General features: G+C 68.5%; 26 protein-coding genes. 11 read left to right on the top strand and 15 right to left on the bottom strand.

The window, feature by feature from the left end:
• The first annotated feature begins 130 nt into the window (after positions 1-130).
• The gene (locus G4H71_RS14010) at positions 131-784 is read left to right on the top strand and encodes a hypothetical protein (RefSeq protein WP_072739367.1); all 654 of its coding nucleotides are present in this window, start codon (positions 131-133) and stop codon (positions 782-784) included.
• The gene (locus G4H71_RS14005) at positions 781-1,554 is read left to right on the top strand and encodes a site-2 protease family protein (protein WP_072739368.1); all 774 of its coding nucleotides are present in this window, start codon (positions 781-783) and stop codon (positions 1,552-1,554) included. Before G4H71_RS14010 ends, G4H71_RS14005 begins: the two co-directional genes overlap by 4 nt.
• Here the strand turns inward: G4H71_RS14005 and G4H71_RS14000 are convergent.
• Positions 1,530-2,075 carry a winged helix-turn-helix transcriptional regulator gene (locus G4H71_RS14000; protein ID WP_072739370.1) on the bottom strand — a complete coding sequence of 182 codons (546 nt, stop codon included), beginning with the start codon at positions 2,073-2,075 and terminating at the stop codon, positions 1,530-1,532. The two genes, G4H71_RS14005 and G4H71_RS14000, sit on opposite strands and share 25 nt — an antisense overlap.
• A 110-nt stretch (positions 2,076-2,185) precedes the next feature.
• On the opposite strand from G4H71_RS14000, the gene G4H71_RS13995 reads away from it, so the two are divergent.
• Entirely contained in the window at positions 2,186-3,352 is a 1,167-nt protein-coding gene (locus G4H71_RS13995; RefSeq protein WP_072739371.1) for a thiolase family protein, read from the top strand.
• Between the two features lie 6 nt (positions 3,353-3,358).
• Here the strand turns inward: G4H71_RS13995 and G4H71_RS13990 are convergent, their stop codons facing one another.
• Complete coding sequence (locus G4H71_RS13990) at positions 3,359-4,315, bottom strand: helix-turn-helix transcriptional regulator (RefSeq protein WP_072739373.1); 957 nt, start codon at positions 4,313-4,315, stop codon at positions 3,359-3,361.
• Between the two features lie 93 nt (positions 4,316-4,408).
• Here G4H71_RS13990 and G4H71_RS13985 point away from each other — a divergent pair, with 93 nt between their 5' ends.
• Complete coding sequence (locus G4H71_RS13985) at positions 4,409-4,879, top strand: pyridoxamine 5'-phosphate oxidase family protein (protein WP_072739512.1); 471 nt, start codon at positions 4,409-4,411, stop codon at positions 4,877-4,879.
• Between the two features lie 208 nt (positions 4,880-5,087).
• On the opposite strand, the gene G4H71_RS13980 is transcribed toward G4H71_RS13985, so the two are convergent.
• From G4H71_RS13980 to G4H71_RS13965, 4 genes are all read right to left on the bottom strand, one after another.
• A complete protein-coding gene (locus G4H71_RS13980) occupies positions 5,088-5,999 on the bottom strand; it encodes an aminotransferase class IV (RefSeq protein WP_072739374.1) in 912 nt (303 codons plus the stop codon).
• A 47-nt stretch (positions 6,000-6,046) separates the two neighbouring features.
• Positions 6,047-6,970, bottom strand: coding sequence for a cation diffusion facilitator family transporter (locus G4H71_RS13975; protein WP_072739376.1), 924 nt, complete (start codon positions 6,968-6,970; stop codon positions 6,047-6,049).
• A 114-nt stretch (positions 6,971-7,084) separates the two neighbouring features.
• A complete protein-coding gene (locus G4H71_RS13970; protein ID WP_072739513.1) occupies positions 7,085-8,152 on the bottom strand; it encodes an FUSC family protein in 1,068 nt (355 codons plus the stop codon).
• 79 nt (positions 8,153-8,231) lie between these two features.
• Positions 8,232-8,648, bottom strand: coding sequence for a DUF3151 domain-containing protein (locus G4H71_RS13965; protein WP_072739377.1), 417 nt, complete (start codon positions 8,646-8,648; stop codon positions 8,232-8,234).
• Positions 8,649-8,797: 149 nt separating this feature from the next.
• Between G4H71_RS13965 and G4H71_RS13960 the strand changes: the two genes are divergently transcribed.
• Positions 8,798-9,802, top strand: coding sequence for an Rv0361 family membrane protein (locus tag G4H71_RS13960; RefSeq protein ID WP_139183323.1), 1,005 nt, complete (start codon positions 8,798-8,800; stop codon positions 9,800-9,802).
• Positions 9,803-9,898: 96 nt separating this feature from the next.
• On the opposite strand, the gene fbaA is transcribed toward G4H71_RS13960, so the two are convergent.
• Positions 9,899-10,936, bottom strand: a complete 1,038-nt coding sequence (fbaA, locus tag G4H71_RS13955) for a class II fructose-bisphosphate aldolase (RefSeq protein ID WP_072739379.1) — start codon at positions 10,934-10,936, stop codon at positions 9,899-9,901.
• Positions 10,937-11,141: 205 nt separating this feature from the next.
• Here fbaA and G4H71_RS13950 point away from each other — a divergent pair, with 205 nt between their 5' ends.
• Both G4H71_RS13950 and G4H71_RS13945 read left to right on the top strand, forming a co-directional pair.
• Positions 11,142-11,867, top strand: coding sequence for a VTT domain-containing protein (locus G4H71_RS13950; RefSeq protein WP_072739380.1), 726 nt, complete (start codon positions 11,142-11,144; stop codon positions 11,865-11,867).
• A gap of 23 nt (positions 11,868-11,890) precedes the next feature.
• Complete coding sequence (locus G4H71_RS13945) at positions 11,891-12,553, top strand: DedA family protein (RefSeq protein ID WP_072739517.1); 663 nt, start codon at positions 11,891-11,893, stop codon at positions 12,551-12,553.
• A gap of 25 nt (positions 12,554-12,578) precedes the next feature.
• Here the strand turns inward: G4H71_RS13945 and G4H71_RS13940 are convergent, their stop codons facing one another.
• Genes G4H71_RS13940 through G4H71_RS13930 form a run of 3 tightly spaced genes read right to left on the bottom strand, consistent with a single transcriptional unit; the run spans position 12,579 to position 15,042 of the window.
• Complete coding sequence (locus G4H71_RS13940; protein WP_072739381.1) at positions 12,579-13,739, bottom strand: glycoside hydrolase family 76 protein; 1,161 nt, start codon at positions 13,737-13,739, stop codon at positions 12,579-12,581.
• Between the two features lie 42 nt (positions 13,740-13,781).
• Positions 13,782-14,498 (bottom strand): TrmH family RNA methyltransferase, encoded by a 717-nt coding sequence (locus G4H71_RS13935; RefSeq protein WP_072739382.1) that lies wholly within the window; start codon positions 14,496-14,498, stop codon positions 13,782-13,784.
• Entirely contained in the window at positions 14,446-15,042 is a 597-nt protein-coding gene (locus G4H71_RS13930; RefSeq protein WP_072739383.1) for a DUF6636 domain-containing protein, read from the bottom strand. Before G4H71_RS13930 ends, G4H71_RS13935 begins: the two co-directional genes overlap by 53 nt.
• Before the next feature lie 99 nt (positions 15,043-15,141).
• Between G4H71_RS13930 and G4H71_RS13925 the strand changes: the two genes are divergently transcribed.
• Positions 15,142-15,588 (top strand): hypothetical protein, encoded by a 447-nt coding sequence (locus G4H71_RS13925; protein ID WP_072739384.1) that lies wholly within the window; start codon positions 15,142-15,144, stop codon positions 15,586-15,588.
• On the opposite strand, the gene G4H71_RS13920 is transcribed toward G4H71_RS13925, so the two are convergent.
• Both G4H71_RS13920 and G4H71_RS13915 read right to left on the bottom strand, forming a co-directional pair.
• Positions 15,572-16,312 carry a lysoplasmalogenase family protein gene (locus tag G4H71_RS13920; RefSeq protein ID WP_072739518.1) on the bottom strand — a complete coding sequence of 247 codons (741 nt, stop codon included), beginning with the start codon at positions 16,310-16,312 and terminating at the stop codon, positions 15,572-15,574. The genes G4H71_RS13925 and G4H71_RS13920 overlap by 17 nt on opposite strands.
• Positions 16,313-16,533: 221 nt before the next feature.
• Entirely contained in the window at positions 16,534-17,166 is a 633-nt protein-coding gene (locus tag G4H71_RS13915; RefSeq protein ID WP_072739385.1) for an SRPBCC domain-containing protein, read from the bottom strand.
• Between the two features lie 132 nt (positions 17,167-17,298).
• Between G4H71_RS13915 and G4H71_RS13910 the strand changes: the two genes are divergently transcribed.
• Positions 17,299-18,093, top strand: coding sequence for a maleylpyruvate isomerase N-terminal domain-containing protein (locus tag G4H71_RS13910; protein ID WP_072739386.1), 795 nt, complete (start codon positions 17,299-17,301; stop codon positions 18,091-18,093).
• A gap of 93 nt (positions 18,094-18,186) precedes the next feature.
• On the opposite strand, the gene G4H71_RS13905 is transcribed toward G4H71_RS13910, so the two are convergent.
• Complete coding sequence (locus tag G4H71_RS13905; RefSeq protein WP_072739388.1) at positions 18,187-19,449, bottom strand: hypothetical protein; 1,263 nt, start codon at positions 19,447-19,449, stop codon at positions 18,187-18,189.
• Between the two features lie 554 nt (positions 19,450-20,003).
• Complete coding sequence (gad, locus tag G4H71_RS13900; protein ID WP_072739389.1) at positions 20,004-21,416, bottom strand: glutamate decarboxylase; 1,413 nt, start codon at positions 21,414-21,416, stop codon at positions 20,004-20,006.
• 227 nt (positions 21,417-21,643) lie between these two features.
• On the opposite strand from gad, the gene G4H71_RS13895 reads away from it, so the two are divergent.
• Both G4H71_RS13895 and G4H71_RS13890 read left to right on the top strand, forming a co-directional pair.
• A complete protein-coding gene (locus tag G4H71_RS13895) occupies positions 21,644-22,909 on the top strand; it encodes an MFS transporter (protein ID WP_072739391.1) in 1,266 nt (421 codons plus the stop codon).
• Positions 22,910-23,043: 134 nt separating this feature from the next.
• Positions 23,044-23,556, top strand: coding sequence for a hypothetical protein (locus G4H71_RS13890; RefSeq protein WP_139183325.1), 513 nt, complete (start codon positions 23,044-23,046; stop codon positions 23,554-23,556).
• Positions 23,557-23,627: 71 nt separating this feature from the next.
• On the opposite strand, the gene G4H71_RS13885 is transcribed toward G4H71_RS13890, so the two are convergent.
• Positions 23,628-24,965, bottom strand: coding sequence for an LLM class flavin-dependent oxidoreductase (locus G4H71_RS13885; RefSeq protein WP_072739393.1), 1,338 nt, complete (start codon positions 24,963-24,965; stop codon positions 23,628-23,630).
• Between the last annotated feature and the right edge of the window lie 64 nt (positions 24,966-25,029).

Here is a 25,029-nt window from a genome sequence, read left to right as displayed (position 1 = left end):
TCCGGGCGACGTGATGCGCACCGCTCGACGATGCCGTGGTGAAGACCCGCGGGAGGGCTACGATGGCGGGCGTGCCGCCGCCGGGGCGGTGCGAGGCGATCCGGGCGAGGAGCGGCGTGTGACACCAGTAGTGCTCATATGCGGAGATGCACCCCTGCCCCTGGCTCTCGGTTCGCTCTCCGCCTCGAGTGCTCCCGCCGTCCCGGAAAAGGACGATTTCGACGAGGTGTTCTCCAAGCTCCAGGTGACGCCCGACCCCCGCCTGGTGGTGGTCGGCAGCGATGCGGCGTTCGCGGCGGCACTGACCCGGCTGATGCGCACCGAACGGCTCCACGTCGAACTCGCCTACGTCGCCGAACGACGCTCCCCCGCCACCGACGCCTACCAGTTGGCCACCGGCGCCAAGGCCGCGAGCGTGGCGCTCGAGGGCAAGGCCCGGGAGGTTCCACTCATCCGGGACGACGCCGGGATCGCGCTCGTCGGCGCCGCCACTCTCACCGGCCCTTCCGCGGGCGAACTGGTCGGTGAGGCCTACGTCGACGACACCCGGTTGTTCTCGGGAGTCGCGCCGCGGCTGAACGTCGCACCGGTGCCCGCCGCACCCGGCCTGCGCGCCGCGGTCGACCGGCGGTCCCGATGGCTGCCGCGCCGCTGGGTCGAGGGCCGCGCCGTCCAACTCGGCTCGCCCGAGGCGGCGCTGGTCCGTGACGGGGTGCCGAATCCCCGGATGCTGAAGCGCTCCACGTTTTACCGCCACGAGCACGACTGGCTTCTCGTCGGATGAGCCGGGCCGCCGCCCGGCGGGCACCGGTGCGTCCCAGCCCGGTGTTCCTGCTGGTGGTGGCTGTCGCCGTCGCCGGCGGCGTCGCGGCCTGGTTCGCCGAGCGCGGTTCGGTACTCGCCCACGTCGGCGTGTTCGTCCTGGTGGTCGCCGGATGGGTGGTGACGCTGTGCCTGCACGAGTTCGCGCACGCGTACACGGCCTGGCGCGCCGGGGACACCGACGTCGAGGTGCGCGGGTATCTGACGTTGAACCCGTTGAAGTACAGCCACCCGATGCTGTCGATCGGACTTCCGTTGCTGTTCATCGCGATCGGCGGGATCGGCCTACCCGGCGGGGCCGTGTACATCCGCAGCGGCCTGTTCCCGCCGAAGACGCAGGCGCGGGTGTCGCTGGCCGGTCCCGCGGTCAATGCGCTGTGCGCAGTCGTACTCTTGGCGGCGATCCGGGTCTTCGGGCTCGGCAGCGAGCAGCAGGTGTTCTGGGCCGGCGTGAGCTTCCTGGCGTTCCTCCAGGTGATGGCCACCGTCCTCAATCTGCTCCCGGTCCCCGGGCTGGACGGTTTCGGCGCCCTCGAACCCTTCCTGTCACCGCGGACGCGACGACAGTTCGACCAGTTCAAGCCGTACGGCCTGCTGATCATCGTCGCCCTGCTGTTCGTCCCGGCGATCAACGTGGTGTTCTTCGACGCGATCTACGGTCTCTTCGAGTTGTCCGGGGTGCCGCAGATCTACGCCCAGTACGGCAACTACCTCATGCGCTTCTGGCTCTGAGTCTCGGCGCCCGCCCGGTCCCGCTCCTGCGCGGCGAGAGCCTGTTCCTCGGTGAACGTGGGGCTGATCCTCAGCTCGCCGAGGGGAACTTCCCGTCCGGATTCGCTGCGTAGTTCGACGCGGACGAGGTCTCCGGTGAGGTCGTCTCGCAGTTCGAGCGGTGCCCGCTTCTGCAGGTACTTGTCGCCCCACTGCATCAGCGCGAAGACGGCGGGGATCAGGTCGCGGCCCTTGTCGGTGAGCACGTACTCGCTCCTGGTCCGGCTTCCGGGTTCCTTGTACGGCCGCCGCTCGAACAGCCCGTGCGCGGTGAGTTCCTTGAGCCTCGCCGCGGCGACCGCCTCGGTGATTCCGACGCGCTTGGCGAAGTCGTCGAACCGGGTCGTGCCGTAGTAGGCCTCGCGCAGGATCAGCATCGCGGATCGGGTGCCGATGACGTCCATCGACTTCCCGATGGAGCACTGCGCCGTGCGCCACCGTTCTCGATCGGAGATGAACCCGTCCAGCCGCGCCGCTTCCATGCACCCAGCCTACCTGACTTGCATTTGGCATAGTCAGATCGTAGGGTTCTGACTACGGAAATGCATAGCCAGCTGTCGATGCATCCATCGACGAACGGAAGGGACATGCCATGAGGGACGCAGTCGTCGTCGAGGCAGTACGCACCCCGGTCGGCAAGGGCAAGCCGTCGGGCGCGTTGCACGACATCCATCCGATCGACCTGATGGCCGAGAGCCTGTCGGCACTGATCGAACGCACCGGGATCGACCCGACCGTGATCGACGACGTCGTCGGCGGATGCGTCACCCAGGCCTCGGAACAGGGCCAGAACATCACCCGCGCCGCCCTGCTGGCCGCGGGATTCCCGGAAGCCGTTCCCGGCACCACGGTCGACCGCCAGTGCGGCAGCAGTCAGCAGGCGGTGCACTTCGCCGCCCAGGGAATCCTCGCCGGCGCGTACGACGTCGTCGCGGTCGCCGGGGTGGAGTCGATGTCCCGAGTACCGATGGGCACCAACGTCGTCGGCCGACAGAGCATGGGCGAACGCTTCGAGGCGCGGTATCCGGACGGCCTCGTCCCCCAGGGAATCAGCGCCGAACTGATCGCCGCCCGCTGGCAGCTGCCCCGCGCCCGGCTCGACGAGTTCTCCGCGTCCAGCCACCACAAGGCGGCCGCAGCCGCAGACGACGGGCTGTTCGCCAAGGAACTACTGACCTTGCCGCAGCTCGGCGTGGACGAGACCGTCCGCCCCGGCACGTCGGTCGAGACACTGTCCACACTGCTGCCGTCGTTCCACTCCGACGAATACGCGCGGCGGTTCCCGCAGATCGACTGGTCGATCACCGCGGGCAACAGCAGCCCGCTGTCCGACGGCAGCGCCGCCCTGCTGCTCACGACCAGCGAGAAAGCCGCCGAACTCGGACTCACCCCACGGGCCCGCCTCCACAGCTTCGCCGTCGCCGGTGACGACCCGCTCTACATGCTCACCGCAATCATCCCCGCCACCCGCAAGGTGCTCGAACGATCCGGACTGAGCCTGTCCGACATCGACCTGTTCGAGGTCAACGAGGCGTTCGCGCCCGTCGTCCTCGCCTGGGCACACGAGACCGGCGCGGACCTCGACCGGGTGAACGTGCACGGAGGCGCGATCGCACTGGGGCACTCCCTCGGCGCCAGCGGCGCGCGAATCATGACGACCCTCGTCCACGCGCTGGAACAGCGCGGAGCCCGCTACGGACTGCAGACCATGTGCGAGGCAGGAGGACTGGCGAACGCCACCATCATCGAAAGGATCTGATTCCCGCTACGCGTGGCGGTGGGCGACGGCCTCGCCCACCGCCCTCAGCGCCACCCGCAACGCTGCCGGGGCGAGCACCTCCACCCCGTCGCCGAGTGCGATCAGCTGGTCGGCGGCAACCTCCTCGCTCTCGAGCCGCAGATCCACGCTCACCCAGCCCTGGGCATCGGGTTCGCCGGGCTGCACCCGCGAGGCCTCGATCCCGACGACGTCGGGCAGCCGACGCCACCCTCGCGGCGACAGGCGGACCCGGCAGTCGTAACGCAGCAGCGAGCGGTCGAATCGTGCGGTGTGCTCGTCCCACCACTCGCCGAGCGCGAAATCCGTGGGACGCACCACCTCGTCGTCCAGGACCGTCGCCGACGCGATCCGCGACACCCGATAGGACAGGATCCGGCTCCGATTCCGGGCAACGAGATACCAGGTGCCCGCCTTCACCACCAGACCGAGCGGTTCGAGGTCACGGCAGCTCGTGTCGTCGCCGCGCGTGTACTCGATCCGCAACCGCCGGCCGCCCAGGGCGGCGGAGGCGACCGTCGGGAGCGCCCCGCCGTCCTCTCGGCCGCGGAACCATCCCGGCGCGTCGACGTACACGCGCTCGCGCCAGACCTGCGCACCCGCGCGCAACGGAACCGGCAGCGCGCCCAGCAGCTTGGTGCCCGCCGCGGACGCCGCGTCGCCGAATCCCAGATCCTCCGCGACGGAGGGCACTCCCAGCAGCATCAGCGCCGACGTCTCGGTGTCCGTCATCCCCGACAGCCGCGAGTGCCAGCCGTCGAGCAGCCGGATCCCGCCGCCGGGCCCGCTCTCGGTGTACAGCGGAACCCCGGCTGCCGACAGAGCCGCCACGTCCCGGTAGACGGTGCGTATCGAGACGCCGAGAGCATCGGCGAGCCGGCTCGCGGTGGTGCCCCGCCCGCCCTCGAGGCGCAGCATGATCTCGACCAGCCGACTGGACCGCATCCTCCGAGTCTAGAAATCCTTCCGGTCCGGAAGTCCCCGAGGCCGGAAAATCACTGACAGAAGATGTCAGTGACTGCCGCGCAGACTTTGTCCATGACCAGTTGGAAACAGTTCGACAGCGAAGCACCCGAACTGGCCGCGGCGATCCGTGCCCGGTTCGAGGCGCATCGACATCACGTCCTCGCCACGCTGCGCCGCGACGGATCGCCACGAGTGAGCGGCACCGAGGTGCAGTTCGGCGACGTCGATCTCATGCTCGGATCGATGCTCGGCGCGAGGAAGGCCCGGGACCTGCAGCGCGACCCGCGCTACGCCGTCCACGCCCATACCGGCGACGGAACGATGGAGGGCGGCGACGCGAAGGTGTCCGGCCGCGCCCGCGAGCTCGACGGACCGGAGTGGGAGGCCGTCGTCGCCGACTATCCACCCGAGATCCGCGAATGCCACGTCTTCGTGCTCGACCTCGACGAGGCCGTCCTCACCACCATCGAGGACGGCGACAAGATCGGCGTGCAACTGTGGCGACCCGGCCAGGGTGTGACACGCACTCTCCGCGCCGGGTGACCCACTCGCCCCTCCTCCCCGCAGGCGCCCACCCGCAGCACCTCCCGCCGGCTCCTTCCGCCGGCTCCCTCCGCGGGCTCTCCTCCTGGGTGAAGGTGGCCTTCAGCCGATCTGTCCGGTCGAATGGTCCCTTCGCCCAGCGACGTGGGGTGACCCAGCAGCTCAGATCGGGGTGACCCAGCAGCTCAGATCGGGGTGACCCAGCAGCTCAGATCGGGGTGACCCACCCGTGCTCGACATCGGTGCGCAGCGCCGCCGTGTGGCGCTTCCGCAGCGCCCCCGAGATCGGGCCCGGACGTCCGTCGCCGACGGCACGCCCGTCCACCTCTATCACCGGCGACACTCCGGCCGACGTACCGGTCACGAACACCTCGTCGGCGATGTACAACTCGGTGAGATCGACGGCCCGCTCGACCACCGGGATCCCGTCCTCGGCGGCCAGGGTCAGGATGGTGCGGCGGTTGATGCCGTCGAGGATGTCGGAGGAGACGTCCGGGGTCACCACGGTGCCGCCCCGGACGAGGAAGATGTTCGCCGCGCTGAGCTCGCACACGTGGCCCTGCGTGTCGAGGAAGATCGCGTCGTCGTACCCGGCGTCGATCGCGTCCTGCTTCGCCAGCACGGAGTTCACGTACGCGCCGTTGACCTTCGCCCGCGACGGGATGGCGTCGTCCGGGATCCGCCGCCACTGGCTGGTCTTGAGGCGCATCCCGTCCTGGGGCACGATCGGCACGGCGTCGTAGACGAACATGCTGACCGTGATCCCGCAGCCACGCACGCGGGTACCGGGAATCGACTCGTCCACGTGCACGCTGGCTCGCACGAACACGTCCCGCTGCGGGTCGTTCTCCGCGACGAGCTCACGGGTGGCAGCGGCGAACCGCTCGAAGTCCCACTCACCCGCGAACCGGTCGATGCCGATGATCTTGCAGGACTCCACCAGGCGCTGGAAGTGATCGGCCAGCCGGAACACCGAGCGAGTGCCGCCGTCGACCTGCACCGGAAAGACCGTGTAGACGCTGAGGCCGTAGAGCATCGCGGACGTCGCGACGCCCAGCTTCGCCTGATCGGCGTCGACGATCCGGTCACCGAAGAACACGCGGGAATAGGGTTCAGCCATAGAGCGAGGCTAGACGGCGCGGGCACGCGGCGGCGACGTATTTCCGGTCACCACGTGACGTCCTGCTCGCAACGGCGCCCGTGCGCGGTGGATTCGATCTGCACCGTGGCGTGTTCGAGCCCGTGCGATTCGAGAACCGCGCGCGCCCGCTCGAGAACCGGCGCGGCGTCACCGTCACTGGTCAGGTGCACGGTGGCGACGTCCATCCCGGTGGTGAGCGTCCACACATGCAGATCGTGCACCCCGGTCACGTCCGGGACGGCGGCCAGATCGGCGCCCACCTTCTCGACGTCGACGGTCGCGGGCGAGGCCTGGGTGAGGATCCGTAGCGATGCCGCGGCCAGGCGCACGGCCCGCGGAACCACCCACAGCGAGATGAGCACACCGACCACCACGTCGGCGTACGACCAGTCGAACACCAGCACCAGGAATCCGGCGACGAGGACACCGACGCTGCCGACCGCGTCGGCGAGCACCTCGAGGTAGGCGCCGCGGACGGCGAGGCTGTCCTTGGAATCGGCGCGCAGCATCACCATGACGACGATGTTGGCGGCGAGCCCGGCTGCAGCGGTGACCATGAGGATCGCGCCCGGAATCTCGGGCGGATCGCCGATTCGCTCGATCGCCTCGTAGAACACCCAGGCGGCGACGGCGAACAGCAGGAGCGCGTTCCCCATCGCCGTGAGCACCTCGGCGCGATGCCAACCGAAGGTCCGGGCGGCCTTGCTGCTGCCGCGCCGCGCGAGGATCAGCGCGACGAGGCCCATGGACAGCCCGACGAAGTCGGTGAGCATGTGCCCCGCGTCGGCGAGAAGGGCCAGCGAGTTGATCATGATCGCGACCGTGGCCTCGAGGACCAGGAATGCCCCGATGACGCCGAGGGCGATCGACATCCGTCGGATACGCCCCTTCGTCGGCCCTGCCTGTGTCACACCGGTGTGGCCGTGCGAATGGCCGTGTCCTGCACCCATGGCGTCGTTGCTCCCTCCGAACTCCGCCGATCATATGCACAACCATGCATATGATCAAGACCGTCGATTCGGAGCCGGGAAGCGTCTCCCCCGATTCCTGCCGTACCCCGGCAGCTACCGCTCCGGCGGATACGCGGGGTTGTCCACCGTCGGCGGCAGGGTCGCGATGGCCGAGATCCGCTTGAGCCCCGCCACCTGGAGCAGGTCCACCAGGATCGACCTGATCTGGGCGAACACCACAGTCGCGGAGACCCCGGCTCCCTCGAGAAGTTCGGGCTTCACCTCGGCCGCGACCGACCGCAGGACCCGGGCCGCCTCCGCCTGGTCGGGTTGCTCGCCGGGATCGGCGAGCGCCATCCGGCGCAGCACCTCCATCGAGTCCGCCACCTGGCCCACCTGGTTCACCAGTCGCGGGTCGAGGATCTCGTCGTCGCGGACCAGCGACAACGACCGCCGCGCGAGCACCCGGATGTTGCGCATCGCGTTGTCGATGGGGTCGACGACGGCGGCGAGCCGGCTGAGCCGCTGGCGGGTGTTCCAGTAGAACGGCGAGATCCGGCTGATCTCCCAACCACCCGCCACGTGTTCGCGCAGCGTGTCGATGGCCGGTTGAGTCGCGCGCGCCTTCTGCAATGCCGTCACGATCGGCTTGTCGTCGTTCGCGAGCAGCCCTTCGTGGACGAGCCGCAGCACCTCACCGGCAGAACCGAGAATCACGGCGGCATCCCGCCGGGCCCGGCCCACGGGATGGGTGGGGACGATCGCGACGATGGCGATACCGACCAGCCCACCGATCAAGGCATCGACCATGCGGTCGATGCCGGCGTTGTCACCCGGCGGAATGAGGGTGGCGACGAGAACCGCCGAGTTTCCCGCCTGCATCGCGATCATCGGCCCGCTGTCGAGGAGTACCGCCGCGGCCATCGCCAGCGCGACGACGACGGCGATCTGCCAGGTTCCCCCACCGATCACCGAGATCAGCAGGTCGCCGATCCCGACACCGACCGCGACGCCGAGGACGAGCTCGAAGGACCGGCGCGTCCGGGCACCGAGGGACAGACCCAGGGACACGACGGCCGCGATGGGCGCGAAGAAGGGACGCTCGTGACCGACGACCGTGGTGGCCACCCACCACGCCCCGGCCGCGGCGAGCGCGCACTGGAGGATCGGCAACGCGGAGATGCGCAGGCGCAGCGCCGAAGAGCGGAGCCGCTGCCGGCCCCGCGCCCTCGCCTCCGCGAAACTCCCCGCCGAGCTCAAGCTAGCCGAGGCCGAGTTCTTCGGCGGCCCGCGGATCGCAGTCCTCGAGCAGGTCGAGGCAGCGGCTGTACTCGTCGGTCTCGCCGATGGACTGTGCCGCCCTGGCCAGTACCGCGACGCACCGCAGGAAGCCGCGATTCGGCTCGTGGCTGTACGGCACCGGGCCGAAGCCCTTCCATCCGTTGCGGCGGAGCTGGTCCAGGCCGCGGTGGTAGCCGGTACGGGCATAGGCGTACGCGGTGATCACCTCGCCACCGTCGAAGGCAGCTTCCGCGAGGTACGCCCACGCGACGGACGCCGTCGGATGGTCCGCCGCCACCTTCTTCGGGTCCTCGTGGTTCAGCAGGGCCGATTCCGCATCGTCGTCACCCGGAAGCAGAACGGGCTGGGGTCCGAGCAGGTCACCGAAAGACGTCATGGGCCTATTGTGCCCCGTGCCCGTTCGCCGCGGATGCCGACCGTGGCTGCGGACGTCCCGGCCACGACACGGACGCCTACGGGGTGCGGACACGAAACCCCGCTAGGCTTCCCTTCGAGTTGACCGCTGCGCACATCGAGAGGTGCCCGTTGCAGGATCCTGAAGACACCGCGGCCGAATCGGCCGGCACGGGCCCGGCCGGCGAGACCCAGCCGGAGGCGAGCGAGGCCGAGACCCAGGCCATCGACGTCACCGGGGACTCGTCCGTGCCGGCGCCGAAGCCGGAGGGCGAGGCGAAGTCTCCCGAGAGCCCCCGGACGTCACCCGAGGCGAAGCCGACCCGGAAAGCACCCGAGGCGGGGTCGACTGCACCGACGACATCCGCCGACGACGCCGAGACGGTGGCGCTGCCCACCTCACCGCCACCCCCGCGTCCGGTGGACGCGACGACGCGTATCCCGGCAGACGCCGCGAAGGCAGCCGGGCCCGAAGGCGAGGTACCGCCATCGGAGGAGAAGACGGCGGCGATTCCACTCGCCGGCGGCGCCACACCGCCGCCTCCCCGGCCGGCGCAACCGGCACAGCCGCGTCCGGTCCAGCAGCCACCCCGTCCTGCACGGCCCGCCCCCGCTCCGTTCCCGGCGCAGAAGGCGGCACCCGAGCGGGTACTTCCGCGTACCCAGGAATCCCCGACCCGGGTGGAACCTCGGCCTTCCGGGGGGAAGCGTGGCTGGGTGATCACCGCCTCCGTCGCCGGGCTGGTGGTGCTGATCGCACTCGGCGTCACCGGCATCGTGCTGGTGAATCAGCACCGCACGGCGAATTCGCCCGAGGCGCAGGTGCAGACCTCCATCGACACGTTCGTCACTGCGCTCGGCGACGGCGACCTCGAGACGCTGCGCACCACCACCTGTGGCAGCCTCGCGGAGTACTACAACGGATTGACCGAGGAGGAGTTCGCCACGGTGCACCGCGCCGCGGTGGCCCAGCAGAACGTGCCCGTGGTCGGCCCGGTGGACGCCATCGAGATCACCGGTGACGTCGCGATCGCCCAGGTCCCCGCCCAGACCGCGGCGACTCCGGGCGAGCAGTCCTGGCGGACGTTCGATCTGGCCCGGGTGGACGATCAGTGGAAGGTCTGCGACCCGCAGTAGTTCCCGGACCCGGTGTTCGTCGCAGGAGCGTCGCACGAACGAAGGAGGGGCCCGCCGCGGTTGCGGCGGGCCCCTCCTGCACTTCTGCGACCGATATCAGCTGGCGGACACCGAGCGGCCGGACGACTTCAGGTCGTTGCAGGCCTCGACGACGCGGTCGGTCATCGATGCCTCTGCCTTCTTCAGGTAGCTACGCGGGTCGTAGACCTTCTTGTTGCCTACCTCGCCGTCGATCTTGAGGACGCCGTCGTAGTTGGCGAACATGTGCCCGGCCACCGGACGCGTGAACGCGTACTGGGTGTCGGTGTCGACGTTCATCTTCACCACGCCGAACTTCAGCGAATCGTCGATTTCGGACTTCAGTGAGCCGGACCCGCCGTGGAAGACGAAGTCGAACGGCTTGGAGCCCGCCGCCAGCCCCAGCTTCTCGGTGGCCACCTTCTGGCCCAGCTCGAGCACCTCGGGGCGGAGCTTGACGTTACCCGGCTTGTAGACGCCGTGGACGTTGCCGAACGTCGCGGCCAGCAGGTACTTGCCCTTCTCGCCGACGCCGAGGGCGTCGACCGTCTTCTCGAAGTCCTCCGGGGAGGTGTACAGCTTGTCGTTGATCTCGGCCTCGACGCCGTCTTCCTCGCCGCCGACGACACCGATCTCGACCTCGAGGACGATGTTCGCGGCCTTGGCGCGCGCGAGCAGATCCTGGGCGATCTCGAGGTTCTCGTCGATCTGGATGGCCGAGCCGTCCCACATGTGCGACTGGAACAGCGGGTTGCGGCCCGCCTTCACCCGCTCCTGCGAGATCTCGAGCAGCGGCCGGACGAAGCCGTCCAGCTTGTCCTTGGGGCAGTGGTCCGTGTGCAGTGCGATCGTCACGTCGTACTTGGCGGCGATGACGTGAGCGAACTCGGCCAGGGCCACCGCGCCGGTGACCATGTCCTTCACACCGAGGCCGGAGCCGAACTCGGCACCACCGGTCGAGAACTGGATGATGCCGTCACTGCCGGCATCCGCAAAGCCCTTGATGGCGGCGTTGATGGTCTCCGAGGAGGTGCAGTTGATGGCAGGGAACGCGAACGAGTGCTCCTTGGCCCGCTGCAGCATCTCGGCGTAGACCTCGGGAGTCGCAATTGGCACGGTGGCAATCCTCCAAAACGATTCGGTTCGGCACGCGCTGTGATCACCAGACGCGGCGCTTGGTCCCTGCAGTATGTCAAGACGGCCCCGAGGAGTCTCCCCTCACCTGCCCAGTGTGCGCCTTCCTCGGACCCGTCGCAGCGCTTCGGCAGCACGGACCTGCACCTTTCCGCCGCCACTCCGCGATCCCGGTAGTCTGTCCTGCGTGAGTATCCAGGCAGCATCCGACACTGTGAGCAACCTTGCCCTGTTGCCGGGATTCCTCGATCCGGTCAACCTGCTCAACTCCTTCGGCAACTGGATGCTCGGCGGCCTGCTGCTGGTCGTCTTCATCGAATCCGGCCTGCTGTTCCCGCTTCTACCGGGCGATTCGCTGCTGTTCACCGCCGGGTTACTGTCGGCACAGGAGAACCCGTTCGCACCCATCTGGCTGCTGCTGATCCTCATTCCGGTCGCCGGGTTCCTCGGCGACCAGTGCGGCTACTTCATCGGCAAGAAGGGCGGAGCGAAGCTGTTCAAGGACGACAACGCCAAGCTCTTCAAGAAGAAGTACATCGACGAGTCGCACGAGTTCTTCGAGAAGTACGGGCCGATCACCATCATCCTGGCCAGGTTCGTCCCCATCGTGCGTACGTATGCACCGCTGGTCGCGGGTGCCTCCCGGATGCGCTACCCGGTGTTCGTGTCGTTCAACATCATCGGCGCCGTCCTCTGGGGCGCGGGTGTCACTCTGCTGGGCTACTTCCTCGGCAACATCGCCTTCATCCGCGACAACATCGACGTCATCTTCATCCTCATCGTGTTGGTCTCGGTCCTGCCGATCATGTCCGAAGTGTTCAAACGCTTCCTCGCCGCGCGCCGCAACAGGACGCCACAGGTCGCCACGGTCGATGCCTCGGCGCCGGCCGCTCCCTCGGACACCACATCCTGAGCGGGAGCGACCACGCACCGGTGATGATCTCTGCCGCCGGCCTGGGACCGTTCGAGTCCGCCGGGCCCGCCCTGGTCTGGGCGATCGTGCTGACCTTCGTGTTCCTCGAATGCGCCGTCATCCTCGGATTGTTCCTGCCGGGCGACTCCATGCTGATCACCGCCGGGATCGTGCTGTCGACCCATACCTCGGGCGCGGGGCACGTCTGGGCGCTCTCCTTCGGGGCGATGATCGCCGCGATCTGCGGCAACCACGTCGGATACCGGCTCGGTCATCGCGCCGGAGACAGGATCCTCGCGCGCCGCGGCGGGAAGTACCTCACGGCCGAGAACCTGCACAAGGTCAACACCCTGCTCGACCGGCACGGCTTCTGGGCCGTCCTGGTCGCCCGCTGGATCCCGTGGGTGCGGACGCTGTGCCCCCTCGTGTCGGGGGCCGCCCGGATGAACCACACCAAGTTCACGGTGGCGAGCACGCTCGGCGCGATCGTGTGGGCTCCGGTGTTGCTGCTGGCCGGCTTCTACGCCGGCGGCTACCTGTCCCGCGCCCCGTGGCTGCTCCCCGTGATCCTGCTCGCGCTCGTCGCGATGCTCGTGGTGGGCACCGTCGTCGGTGTCCGGCAGTACCGGCAGGAGATGGCCAGGCCGATCGACGAGGTCGTGGTCGACGAGGTCGCCACCACCTGATCCGGGGCGCGGTGATCCCGGCGCGTCAGTCGGCGTCGGAGAACCGGCCGGAATCGTCGGACCGCCGGGAACCGGCGGAGAATCCCGCGGACGCCACGCTGTGCGCCGCTTCCATCAGCATCCATCCGGACAGCTGCACCGACAGATCCCGCTCGGGGATGTCCGACGAGCGCACCGATCCACCGGTGAAGCTCGCGATGCCCTCGCCCAGACCCGGTAGCCGCGCCTGCTTCGACCAGTCGTGGCCGAACAACGGCAGTTCCTCCACCTGGAGCCGGTGGCGCCAGGCCGCGTCCGCGGACCCGAGCACGATCGCCGCGGCCGTGCCCCGGGCTCGGACGTCGGCCTCGGACTCCCCCGGCAACACGGTGGCGACGAAGGCGAGGTAGCGGGCCAGGATCCCGCTGAACAAACCGCCGTCCCCACCACCCCCGCCGCGAATCACCCCGGACGAGGCCAGGTGGTGGTCGACGGCCGCGACAAGACGGTGGACCCGGTGACGGTGTCGCTCCGCGCCCGTCCGCACGGCCAGTTCCGTCTCCACGCCGAGCACCACGCCCTGACAGTAGGTGTAGATGGCGCGGTCGAGGTCGCCGTTCGGCCGGACACCGTCGAGAACGAGGTTGCTGCGCCGATCGCGCAGGTTCGCGTCGATCCAGTCCGCCATCGCCTCGGCCCGCCAGACCTTGCCGGTCCGGGCCAGCAGGATGGCGGCGGGCCCGTTGGACGGCGCGTTGAAGAAGTCCGAACCCCTGCGCCAGGGGATGCCACCGCCGCGACCCGGATCCCAGGCGTCGAACACCTGGTTCGCGAGGATGTCGACCGCGTGCCTGCGACCGAACGGCGCTCCCCGCTGCGCCCGCTCGAGAGCCAGTCCCAGCCAGGCCATGTCGTCGTAGTAACGGTTGGTCCAGCCGGACAGGTTGCGGATGCGGTGCCCCCGCGCCAGATGCGCCATCCGGCGGCGACGTTCGGGAGTGTGCTCGCGGTGGTACGCGTCGACCGCACAGTCGAGCAGGTGCGCCTGCCACCAGTAGTGCCAGCTGAGAAAAACCCGTTCACGTCGTACCGCGGGCCACGCGACGACGCCGAGCCGGGTTCCGGGCATCGCCCACAGCCGACGAAGATGCCGGCCGACGATCGCCGCCTCCGCGGCATCGGCACGGCGGGACCACACAGGACACATGAGTCGATCTTGCCTACTCGACGGGAAATCCGCAGGTGTTGTCTACCACGCTCGCCCGAGGTCCGCGTGCTGCCGGATCCAGGTGTGCATCGCGATGCCCGCCGCGACTCCGGCGTTGATGCTCCGCGTCGAACCGAACTGTGCGATCGACACGGTCGTGGACGCGGCCGCTCGTGCGTCGTCGGTGACTCCCGGGCCCTCCTGACCGAACAGCAGGAGGCACCGGCGAGGCAGCCGGGCAGTCTCGAGCGGTACCGAGCCGGGAGTGTTGTCGACGGCGACGACGGTCAGACCCTCGTCACGGGCGAACTCGGTGAGCGCGGCGACGTCCGGATGATGACGGACGTGCTGGTATCGGTCGGTGACCATCGCACCCCGGCGGTTCCACCGACGGCGCCCGACGATGTGCACCTCGGCGGCGGCGAAGGCGTTGGCCGTACGGACCACCGTCCCGATGTTCGCGTCGTGCCCGAAGTTCTCGATCGCCACGTGCAGGGGGTGCCGGCGGGCATCGATGTCCGCGACGATCGCATCCCTCGTCCAGTACCGGTACGCATCGACGACGTTGCGCCTGTCTCCGTGAGCGAGGAGCTCCGGGTCGTACCTCGGATCGTCCGGAACGGGACCGGCGTGCTCGTCGGCCCACGGGCCGACACCGTGCGGGTGCTCGCCCCACTCGGTGGGGCCCGGTTCGTCGCTCACCGCGTCAGAACGTCTCGTTGGAATCCGCCGCGACCGTGAAGCCGTGGGCCGTCTCATCGTTGACACAGGTCACCGCGTCGGCCGTGGTGCTGCACGTGTAGCCGAGTTTGCTCAGCGTCGCGCCCGCGGGCAGCACCGCATCCGGTTCGGGATCACCGGACGTGTACACGAGCCCACCGGCGCACATGAAAGCGCCCGGCCCGGAATCCTCCACCCGGACACCACTGCCCCAGTCGATCATGCAGTCGTCCGGGCGCGGCGGGATCGGGTCGGTCGGCCCCTGGCATCCGGCCTCGGTACGGTTCGGCAACTTGATGATGCCGCACTGGAATCCGCCGTCCGGCGAGGTGAAGTAGTACGACTCGTTGCGCTCGTAGACCAGGTCCACGAGCGTCGTCGTGGGCGCCTCGGTGGTGGTGGTCGGTGGGGCGCTCGGTGTGGTCGGATCGACCGTGGTCGTCGTGGTGGCCGGTGCGGTGGTGGTCGTCGCGGCGGTGGTCCCGGTGGTCGGAGCCGCCTCGTCCGTGGAGCCGGAGCAACCGGCCACCACCAGCGCCGCACCCGCGACCAGACACATACCCGTCCTCCGACGCCACGCCATTCGGCATACCTCCCGCAGTCTCGACAGCCGTCCCAGCACTCTAGCCGCGTCCCCGGGCACGGGCTCCGCCCGGGATTACCCTGAGTGAGGAGGCCCTCGATGAATCATCGGCGTATCGCACGCACCGTCGCCGCGATCACGGCCGGATACGTGATCGTGCTGGCGCTGTGGTCGTCGTGGCTGCTTCCGCACTCCCCGCCGGGAACCACGCCGTACCAGGTCATCGGGCTCCTCGCCGGCTACGGCTCGGCGCTGGGAATCGGAATGATGCTCTCCGGTCGGCCTTCTCGCGCCGACCGTCGACTCGAACGCCGGGGCATCGAGGGGTGGGCCCGGATCGCACGGGCCACGCCGTTGCGCCGCACCGTGGACGGTGGCGAGCTGACCGAGCTGGACCTCGACCTGACGGTGCCCGGATCCGCGAGCTACTCCGGCAGGATCGTCTACGAGGTGCGGCGCGAGGATCGGGCGCGGTTCGTCAGTGGGCAGGTGGTGACCGTGCTGGTCGATCCCGGCGACCGCGACCGCATCATGCTGTGCCCGTGACTCGGGATCCGGAACCTCGGCGTCGCCGGCTCAGCGCCAGCATCCCCTCGACCAGAAGCAGCTGCGCGACGGCGTAGGTGGCGAGGACGGCGCCCTCGGCTGCGGCCCGCGATCGTGCGCCGCGCAGCAACACCCGACGGCCGACGATGATGCCGTCGGACAGCAGGAACGCGAAGCCGCCGAGACCCAGCCAGCTCCGGCGGTCCCGGTTCGGGAGCGGCAGTCCCGCCACCTCGGTGGCGCCCGGAGCGAGGGCCGGGTCGGCGGCGAGGGTCGATGTCGTCGCGAGGGCCAGCCCGTAGCCGGTCAGTGGCGCCGACACCGGCCGGGATCGGGCCCGCAGGAGCGCGGACGCGCCGGCCCAACTCGCCAGCCGGGGCAGAGCGGCAGCTGGTGTCGGCCGGGCGCCGCGACGCGTGAGCAGCCCGATGTAGCTCGCCTGCATGACGGCGAACGACGAGGCGCCGGCCACCAGGCGGGCGTCCTCGTCGGGATCGATCATGAACACGTCGCCGACCGTCGCGGCGGCCAGGCCGGCGACCAGCAGAGCCGTGTCGGCCGGGTCGGTGTCGCGACGGCACCGCAGAACCCGCACCGCCAGCGACGGGGCGAGCAGAGGTTTCGCGATCTGTTGCAGTCGCTCGTTGCCGGTGACGCCCCCGACGACCGTCGCGACCGTTGCGGCGGCGAAAACCCCGTGTTCGACTGCCCATGCCTGTGCCATGGGAACGACGGTAGCGCGCACCCACATCCAGTCGGCGATCTGATGATCGAGTTCGGTGACGGCGTCCCGGACGTCGCGCTCGGCAGTGAGCCCGCGGACGGCTTCGGGGAGGTCGTCGAAGTCACCCCGCTCCTGAGCGATCCGAATCTGTCTGTCCACCCAGCTCGGTCATGACCTCCGTCCTCCTCGTGATCGACCCGCACTTCGAGTCCCGTGACGGGCTACTCCTCGATCGTCGTATAGGCAATGGTGGCGCGGTCGGCGGCCTGGCGTGCCGCCTTCTTCGGGGTACCGGAAGCGACACTCGCCTCGCGCCAGGCATCGCTGCTCACCGCCACGAATTGGCGGCCGTCGTTGGACCGTGCCCATCGGGCGCTCTCCGCCGGGCTCACCGGCCGGCCGGTACGCAGGTAGGTGGCCAGTCCGAGGAACGTCATGTCCCACCCGATTCCGCCCGCGCCCGGCCCGTACCGCGTCCAGAGATCTTCGTCGATCTCGGCGGCGTGCACCAGCTGGACCAGGGTGCCGCCGGAGTCCTCGGTGAACGTGACCTCGATGGTGCTGTCGTCGTTGCCGTACTGCCAACCGGCAGTGAAGCCGTGCGGCGGATCGCAGGTGAGGATTCGGCCCCCCGCGTTGCCCTCGAGCTGATAGCGCCCGTCCAGTTCCAGATCACCGGCGATCGGGAGGAACCAGCGCGGAATCTCCTCGAGCGTCGTGCAGGTCTGCCAGACCCGGTCGACCGGCGCATCGAAGTGCTGGGCGAGGGTGATCGTCCGGGCGCTGCCCACCTCGAGTTGCTCGGAGCCCACCGACCGGCTGACCGCTCTGATCTGCTCGATGACGTCGTTCATTCGATCGCTCCCTCCGGCGGCTGGTGCCCTTCCAGTATTTCGGCGACGGAGCCATCGCCGGGCGCCTATGGACGGAATCGACTATTGCCGTAACCTCACGTAACGGAAAAACCGCTCACAGGGGATGCATACATGACCACACGCGACTTCGCCGCGGCCCTCCACGCGGAGCGCCGCGACCTCCTCGCGTTCTGCTCGACCTTCGACGATGCCGAGTGGAACGCGCCGAGCCTGGCCTCGGGCTGGTCGGTTCGGGACGTGGTGGCCCATCTCGGTGCGACGTGCCGCGGCATGTTCTCCCCCGGCGCCCTGTGGGCGTTGCTGTCCTCGAACGATCTGGAGAGCACCAACGAGGCGCCGGTGCGTCGCCGGTCGTCGTGGTCGGCCGATCGAACGCTCGCGGAGTTTGCCACGTGGAGTGGACGGACGGTGACGTTGTTGCGCGCCTCCCGCGTGCCGGGGGTCGGTGCGATCCGGGTACCACTCGGTGAACTCGGCCGCTATCGCGTGGAGTCGTTTCCCGCGGTCTTCGCCTTCGACTGGCACACCCACGTGCGCTACGACATCGCAGAGGCGCTCGGGCGAGCGCCCGCTCCCAGCGACGACGCGCGGATGAACCTGGTCGTCTCGTGGATTCTGCAGGCGCTGGAACAGATGGGCTCCGATTCGACGGCATGGCTGGAGGATCGATTGACCCTCGCCCTCGAGGGGCCAGGAGGAGGCAGGTGGTCCGTACAGCCGGCCGGTGACGGTCGCCTACGGGTCTCGGCCGAGCCCGGACTGACGACACCTGCCACGATCCGCGGGCTCACGACCGACTTACCGGTATGGTCGACCACGCGAAAATCGTGGCGGGACTGCGATATTCGACTCTCCGGAGATACGGCACTCGCCGAACGGCTCCTCGACGGCATCGACATCGTCTGAGCACCAACTCTTTCGGATACCCGACACGCAACGCGTGAGCCCCGCCGACCTCGGTCGGCGGGGCTCACGCGTTGCGTGTCGCGTCGGCCTGGATCAGGCGACGGCCGGAGCCGGGGTGGGCTCGGGCACCGGCACGTGGATGCCGATACCGATGGCGTCGGCAGCCTCGTGCGTCGGGTTGAGGACGTTCTTGATCGCCTGATCCGCACCGTCGATCTGCGCGAGGATGCCCTCGCCGTTCGGCTGCGCGGCAATCGCGTTGCGGCCGTTGTCGAGTGCGGCCTGGAAGGCGTCGCTCGCGCCGCGGAAGCCGTCCGTGACGACGGTGCCGCCGGGCACCGACTCGATCTGCGCGACGACCTGACGGGTCTGCGCGGTGAGCGCGTCCTTGTCGAACGGAGCCGGAGGTGCGGGCTCTGCAGCCTCACCCATGTTCTCACCGGCACCGAACGCGCCACCGATGACACCACCGATCGCGCCGCCGACGAGACCGCCGACTGCGGCTGCAGGCACACCGGCGATGGCTGCACCCAGTGCCGCACCGCCTGCAGTGCCACCAAGTACAGCCGGGTTCGGAAGGCCGAGAGTAGGCGCAGACCAAATCGCGTACCCGATAGCCCCACCCGCCGCCGCACCTGCCAGCGCAAACGGCACGCCGACAATCGTTGCGCCGGTGACTGCGCCGATCGTTGCACCAGCGAGGGTGCCAGCCGCCACACGCTGCGAACGCGTGGTGGGGATACCGAGGGAGTTGAATGCGGTGGCACCCTGAGCCTCGAGGACGGCGGAGGTGTTGTTGATCATGTCTGCCTGATCCTCGGGCAGCCAGTCCGGCCGGTCACCCTTGATCATGCCGATACGGACCTTGCCGTCCTCGGCCTGGATCGGCTTCACGAGCCCACCCTCCGTGAGGAGGTCGGCCTCGGCGTCCTCGACCACCTCGGGCGCTGCCTGCTCGGGCTGAGGGGCCTGGTAGTAGTACGCCTGCTGCCCGCCGCCGTCGCCTTGGTAGGACGGGGCCGGGGCCGCGGGAGCGGCCGGGGCCGGCGTGGGAGCCTGCGTCGGAACGGATCCGGGCTCCGGGATGGTCTCGACGTTGCGGTACGGGCCGGGATCGAAGCCGGGCACGTACTTCCACTCGTTCGTGGTCGACGGCTTGGTGGTGACACCGGGCTGGCTGGGCGTTCCGGGCGAGGTCACGCCGGGCTGCGACGTGGTCGGCGGCGTGACGCCGGGCTGGCTCGTGGTCGGGGTCGCTCCGGCGTGCCCGGCACCCGCGATGACAGCCATCGCGGACACGGGAACCAGGGCAGCGCCGGCGATGACGGGCCGCCGTGCCTTCCGATGTTTCGCCATCAGTGGTTTTCTCCTTCTACCTGCGGGTTGCGAGTCGATTCGTCGAGATCGAGAAGTGGACCGCGTGCGATCCGAACGGCGTCACGCGCTTTCGGCGGTCGCTGTGGGTACTCGCTCGGGCGACAGAAGCCGCCGTAACGAACCCGCAGGGACGGACGACTACAGGTATGAACTGCTGGACGAATGTCCGATGAACTGTGCATCCGGCGTTCAACCCCCCTCCGCCGCATCGAGATCGGCCCCCTGAGATCTTTCTTCGATTCAGCACGATACAGACGGGCCGAATCGCCGATACAAGCGGTCCTGATCCACAGAGCCACAGGTCACGTCCCGCCTTGGCAGGTCGTGCGCGAGCAGATTACGGTAGCGAAATCGGACACCGCAACATTTCCGTGACCCGAGTTCCCGCCGATCGGAGACCGCGCGGTACGAACGAGCAGTACAGGACCACGGGGCGGAATCGACGCGCCCGCAATATGTGACGCAAACCACGTTTGGGCTGTGCCGAACCGGGTGGGCGCGGCGCCTGGACAGAGCGGTCGCGGACCGGATAGTCAGTGGTGGAAGCCGGGGTGTTGCCCCTCCGTCGGCATCGGCGCGGACAACGCGTCGAGGTAGGCGACATCCGACCGGAGGTCTGCCAACAGCGCGGTCGCGAGGTCCAGGCTCAGACCGTTGCGGACCACGATGCGCTGGACCGTCACGTCGGCGAGATCGTCGGGCATCGGGTAGGCGGGAACCAGCCAGCCCCTGGTGCGCAGGCGTTCGGACAGGTGGTAAAGATTCCAGTTGCCGGTGTGCCCGGCCCGCAATCGCCAGGCGAAGACCGGGATGTCGGACCCGTCGTTCCACAGCTCGAACGCGGGGAGCTTCGCGATCTCGCCGGACAGGAACTGTGCGACATCCAGGCAGCCCTGCTGCACCTTGGTGTATCCGTCCCGCCCGAGTCGCAGGAACAGGTAGTACTGCAACAGCACCTGAGCGCCCGGGCGGGAGAAGTTGAGGGCGAAGGTCGGCATGTCACCGCCGAGGTAGCTGACCGAGAAGATCAGGTCCGCGGGCAGCGCATCGCGCGTTCGCCACACCACCCACCCGAGCCCCGGGTACACCAGGCCGTACTTGTGGCCGGAGGTGTTGATCGAGACCACGCGGTCCACCCTGAAGTCCCACTCGAGGTCCGGTTGGCAGAACGGCGCGATCATCGCCCCGGATGCTCCGTCGACGTGAATCTTCACGTCGAGCCCGGTAGCTGCTTCGATCTCGTCGAGGGCATCCGCGATCTGCTTCACCGGCTCGTACATCCCGGTGTAGGTGACTCCCAGGATCGCCACGACGCCGATCGTGTTCTCGTCGACGTACGCAGCGAGATCGTGCCCGTCGAGCACCTTGTGGTCCTCGCTGATCGGTACGAGCCGCGCTTCGACATCCCAGTAGTTGCAGAACTTCTCCCAACACACCTGGACGGCACTCGACATCACCAGATTCGGCCGATCCGTGGACTTTCCGGCAGCGCGGCGCGCGTGCTGCCAGGTGCGTTTGAGCGCCAGGCCGCCCAGCATGCACGCCTCGGAGGAGCCGATCGTGGACGTCCCGATGGCATTCGCCGGATCCGGCGAATGCCACAGGTCGGCGAGAATCGACCAGCACCGCGTCTCGATAGCCGCGGTCTGCGGGTACTCGTCCTTGTCGATCATGTTCTTGTCGGCGGCCTCGGTATAGAGGCGGGAGGCGTGCTCGTCCATCCAGGTGCCCACGAAGGTGGCCAGGTTCAGCCGCGCATTGCCGTCGAGCATCGCCTCGTCGTGGACGATCTGATAGGCGGTCTGGGACAGGGATTCCCCGTCCGGGATCGTGAACTTGGGCAGTTCGCTGGACTCACCCGGCCGCACGAACAGCGGGTTGAGCGCCACCGTGTCCCGCAGGTTCGCCTTCTCCCGATGCCCGCCGGAGCCCTTGGTCAACGACATGCGCCCTCCTCGGTGCCCGTCCCGCGCCTCCGCCCGTCTGCGCAGGTGAAGCCGCCTTCGCATCGACGGTAGCGCCGCGCGCCGGACCCCGGTGGGGAAACCCGGAAGCACGGCCCGTTGATTTATTTCCTTAGTCTTGCTAACGTTTTTCGAGTTGCCACTCGCCGCTGGGTCGGCCGAGTTCCCGGAGCGTCCACGACGCCCCTGCCGTCTTCGCACCGAAGGAGGTGGCCGTGAGTTCCACGACCGCGACGGAGAACCACCACGCAGAATCGCCGAGACCCGGCCTCCTGCAACAACCGCGCGCCGTGTGGGCGGTGGCGTTCGCCAGCGTCATCGCCTTCATGGGGATCGGACTGGTCGACCCCATCCTCAAACCGATCGGGGAGGAGCTGGACGCCACTCCCTCGCAGGTGTCGCTGCTGTTCACCAGCTACATGCTCGTCACGGGTGTCGCCATGCTCGTCACCGGAGCCGTGTCCAGCCGGATCGGTGCCAAACGGACTCTGCTCCTCGGCCTCGGCATCATCGTGGTGTTCTCGGCATTGGCCGGCAGCTCCGACACCATCTCGCAGATCGTGGGCTTCCGCGCCGGCTGGGGCCTGGGCAACGCGCTGTTCATCGCGACCGCACTCGCCGCGATCGTGGGTGCGGCGAGCGGTGGTGTCGCTCGCGCGATCATCCTCTACGAGGCTGCGCTGGGTATCGGAATCGCCGTCGGCCCCCTCGTCGGCGGTGTGCTCGGCGACATCAGCTGGCGCGCTCCGTTCTTCGGTGTCGCCACCCTCATGGCGGTCGCGTTCATCTTCATCGTCGTCATGCTGCCGACAGCTCCGCCGCCGGAGCATCGCACCTCACTGGCCGCACCGATTCTCGCCCTTCGCCATCGCGGACTGCTCACCGTCGGAATCACGGCGCTGCTCTACAACTACGGCTTCTTCACGCTGCTCGCGTACACGCCGTTCCCGCTCGACATGGGTGCCTACCCGATCGGCTTCATCTTCTTCGGATGGGGCGTGGCGCTGGCGGTTTCGTCGGTGTTCCTCGCTCCGCGCCTGCAACGCCGCTACGGCACGTTGAACATGATGACGGCCTCACTGGCCCTGTTCGCCGCAGACCTGGCGGTGATGGCACTGTTCACCGACCAGAAAGCCGTACTCGTCGTCTGCGTGGTGCTGGCCGGACTGTTCCTGGGCGTGAACAACACCCTGATCACCGAGACCGTGATGATCGCGGCGCCGGTCGAACGCTCCACCGCATCGGCGTCCTACAGCTTCGTCCGCTTCGTGGGCGGCGCCGCAGCCCCGTGGGTGGCGGGCAAGCTCGGCGAACACAACGCGAACCTGCCGTTCTGGGTGGGCGCGGTGTGCACGGCAGCGGCCATCGTCGTGCTGACCACAGGCCGGGGCGTCCTCGCCCATGTGGACGACCACGACTCCGAGCCACACAGCGTGGACGAGGCACTCGCCGTCACCGCCGGGGATGCCGACTAGGACCGTCACCGCCTCCACCGATCCGGCAAGTTGGCGATACCGGGGAAAATGTGAGATTCTCCCTCCGCCGACCCCGACGATTCGTCGTATCGGCATCGAGCCGGGGGTCTCATATCATTACGGAGGGGAATTACGTGAAGCTTCGCAAGATTGCTGCGCGCGCATTCGGTGTCGTCAGCATTGCAGTGGCCACCATCGTGGGCACGTCCGGGATCGCGTCCGCCGCACCGGCACCGGCTGCCGGACTGTGGGGGCTCAACGGGGGCCAGATCCCGGTCGTCGGCCAGCACGCCTGGTGCAACGGAGTCGTCGACATGTATTTCGACACCGATCCGACGCGGCCTGCGCACGGAACAATCACACTCGTCTCACGCGGCATGAACGGAGCCGACCCGGATTGGTCGGCAAACCCGAAGTGCAAGGTGGACTTCACCATCATATGGTACGACGGCGTCTTCCCCTTCCACCACACCGTGAAGGTTCCTACCGAGTTCGGAGTTGAGCCCGGCGAGACCGTGACTACCGAGATCAACCCGGGATCGGGACTCATCTATCTCACCGCCGGTGCCACCTACATCGACACGGATACTTGGGGATTCGTGCCTCAGTACTCATACCCTGCGAGCGGGTACTTCCTCATCCCGTAGGCCGCAACACAACACAGGCACGCAACCCGTGATCGGCGAAGTGGCACAGCCACTTCGCCGATCACGGCGTTTCAGGCGCGGGCGTACTGGCTGGCCGGACGCGGCAGGCCGAAGTGATCTCGCAGCGTCGTGCCGGCGTATTCGGTACGGAACAGTCCACGCTCCTGCAGGATCGGGACGACCTGCGTCGTGAACGTCTCGAGCCCCTGCGGATACTGCGGCGGCATCACGTTGAAGCCGTCCGCTGCGCCCTGGGTGAACCACTCCTCGATCGTGTCCGCCACCTGTTCGGGCGTGCCCGCGAACACGCGATGTCCTCGCGCCCCGGCCAGCCGGTGCAACAGCCCACGCACCGTGGGCTTCTCGCGCTGCACGATACCCGCGACCACCTGCAGCCGGCTCGCCTTGTTGTCCGCGACATCACCCGCATCGTCGAACAGATCCTGCGGCACCGGAGCATCGAGCTCGACGTGACGCAGACTCTTGCCGATGATCGACTCCAACTGAGCCAGACCGTATTCCGGGATGGTCAGCTCGTTGAACTCGCGCTCGAGCGCGTGCGCCTGCTCCTCCGTGTCCGCGATGAACGGGCTGATCCCGGGCAGGATCTTCACGTGATCGGGATTCCGGCCGAACTCGGCGGCCCGGTTCTTGATGTCCTTGTAGAACACCTGCGCGTCCGACAGACGCTGGTGCGCGGTAAAGATCGCCTCCGCGTGCTGCCCGGCGAACGAGCGGCCGTCGTTCGACGATCCCGCCTGCACCAGCACCGGATATCCCTGCGGGGAGCGGGCCGCGCCGAACGGGCCGCGCACCTTCACATGCTCACCGGCATAGTTGATCTCGTGGATCTTCGCCACATCCGCATAGACGCCGGTCTTCTTGTCCACGACCAGCGCGTCGTCCTCCCAGCTGTCCCACAGCTTGACCACGGCATCGACGAACTCCCGTGCCCGCTCGTAGCGCTGGGCGTGATCGGGGTGGGCGTCGAGCCCGAAGTTGGCTGCCGCCTTGTCCGTTCCGGTCGTCACGATGTTCCACCCGGCGCGCCCACCCGAGATGTGGTCAAGGGAGGAGAACAGCCGCGCCAGGTTGTACGGCTCGTAGTACGTCGTCGACGCGGTCGCGATGAGGCCCAGGTGGGTGGTGACCGAGGCGATCGCGGTGAGCAGTGTGATCGGCTCCAGGCCGTACGTGGCGTTGTGCCGCACGTCGGTGCGCAACGCCGGGCCGTCCGCGAGAAACACGCCGTCGAGCTTCGCCGCCTCCGCGGTACGCCCGATGTCCTGGAAATACCGGACGTCGTAGACGCTCTCCGGACGGCTGTCGGGGTGACGCCAGGCGGCCTCGTGATGTCCGGTCGGATAGATGAAGGCGTTGAGACTCAAGCGGCGCGGTTCTTCGGTCATGAGGACGAGTTCTATCCCGGGAGCACCGTCGCCGCCCAGGGTTTCACCACCGCTGATCCGAAAG

Source organism: Rhodococcus triatomae, from assembly GCF_014217785.1.
Lineage (GTDB): Bacteria > Actinomycetota > Actinomycetes > Mycobacteriales > Mycobacteriaceae > Rhodococcus_F > Rhodococcus_F triatomae.
The sequence above is the reverse complement of the archived record's forward strand: the minus strand, read 5'-3'. Positions and strand labels throughout refer to the sequence as shown.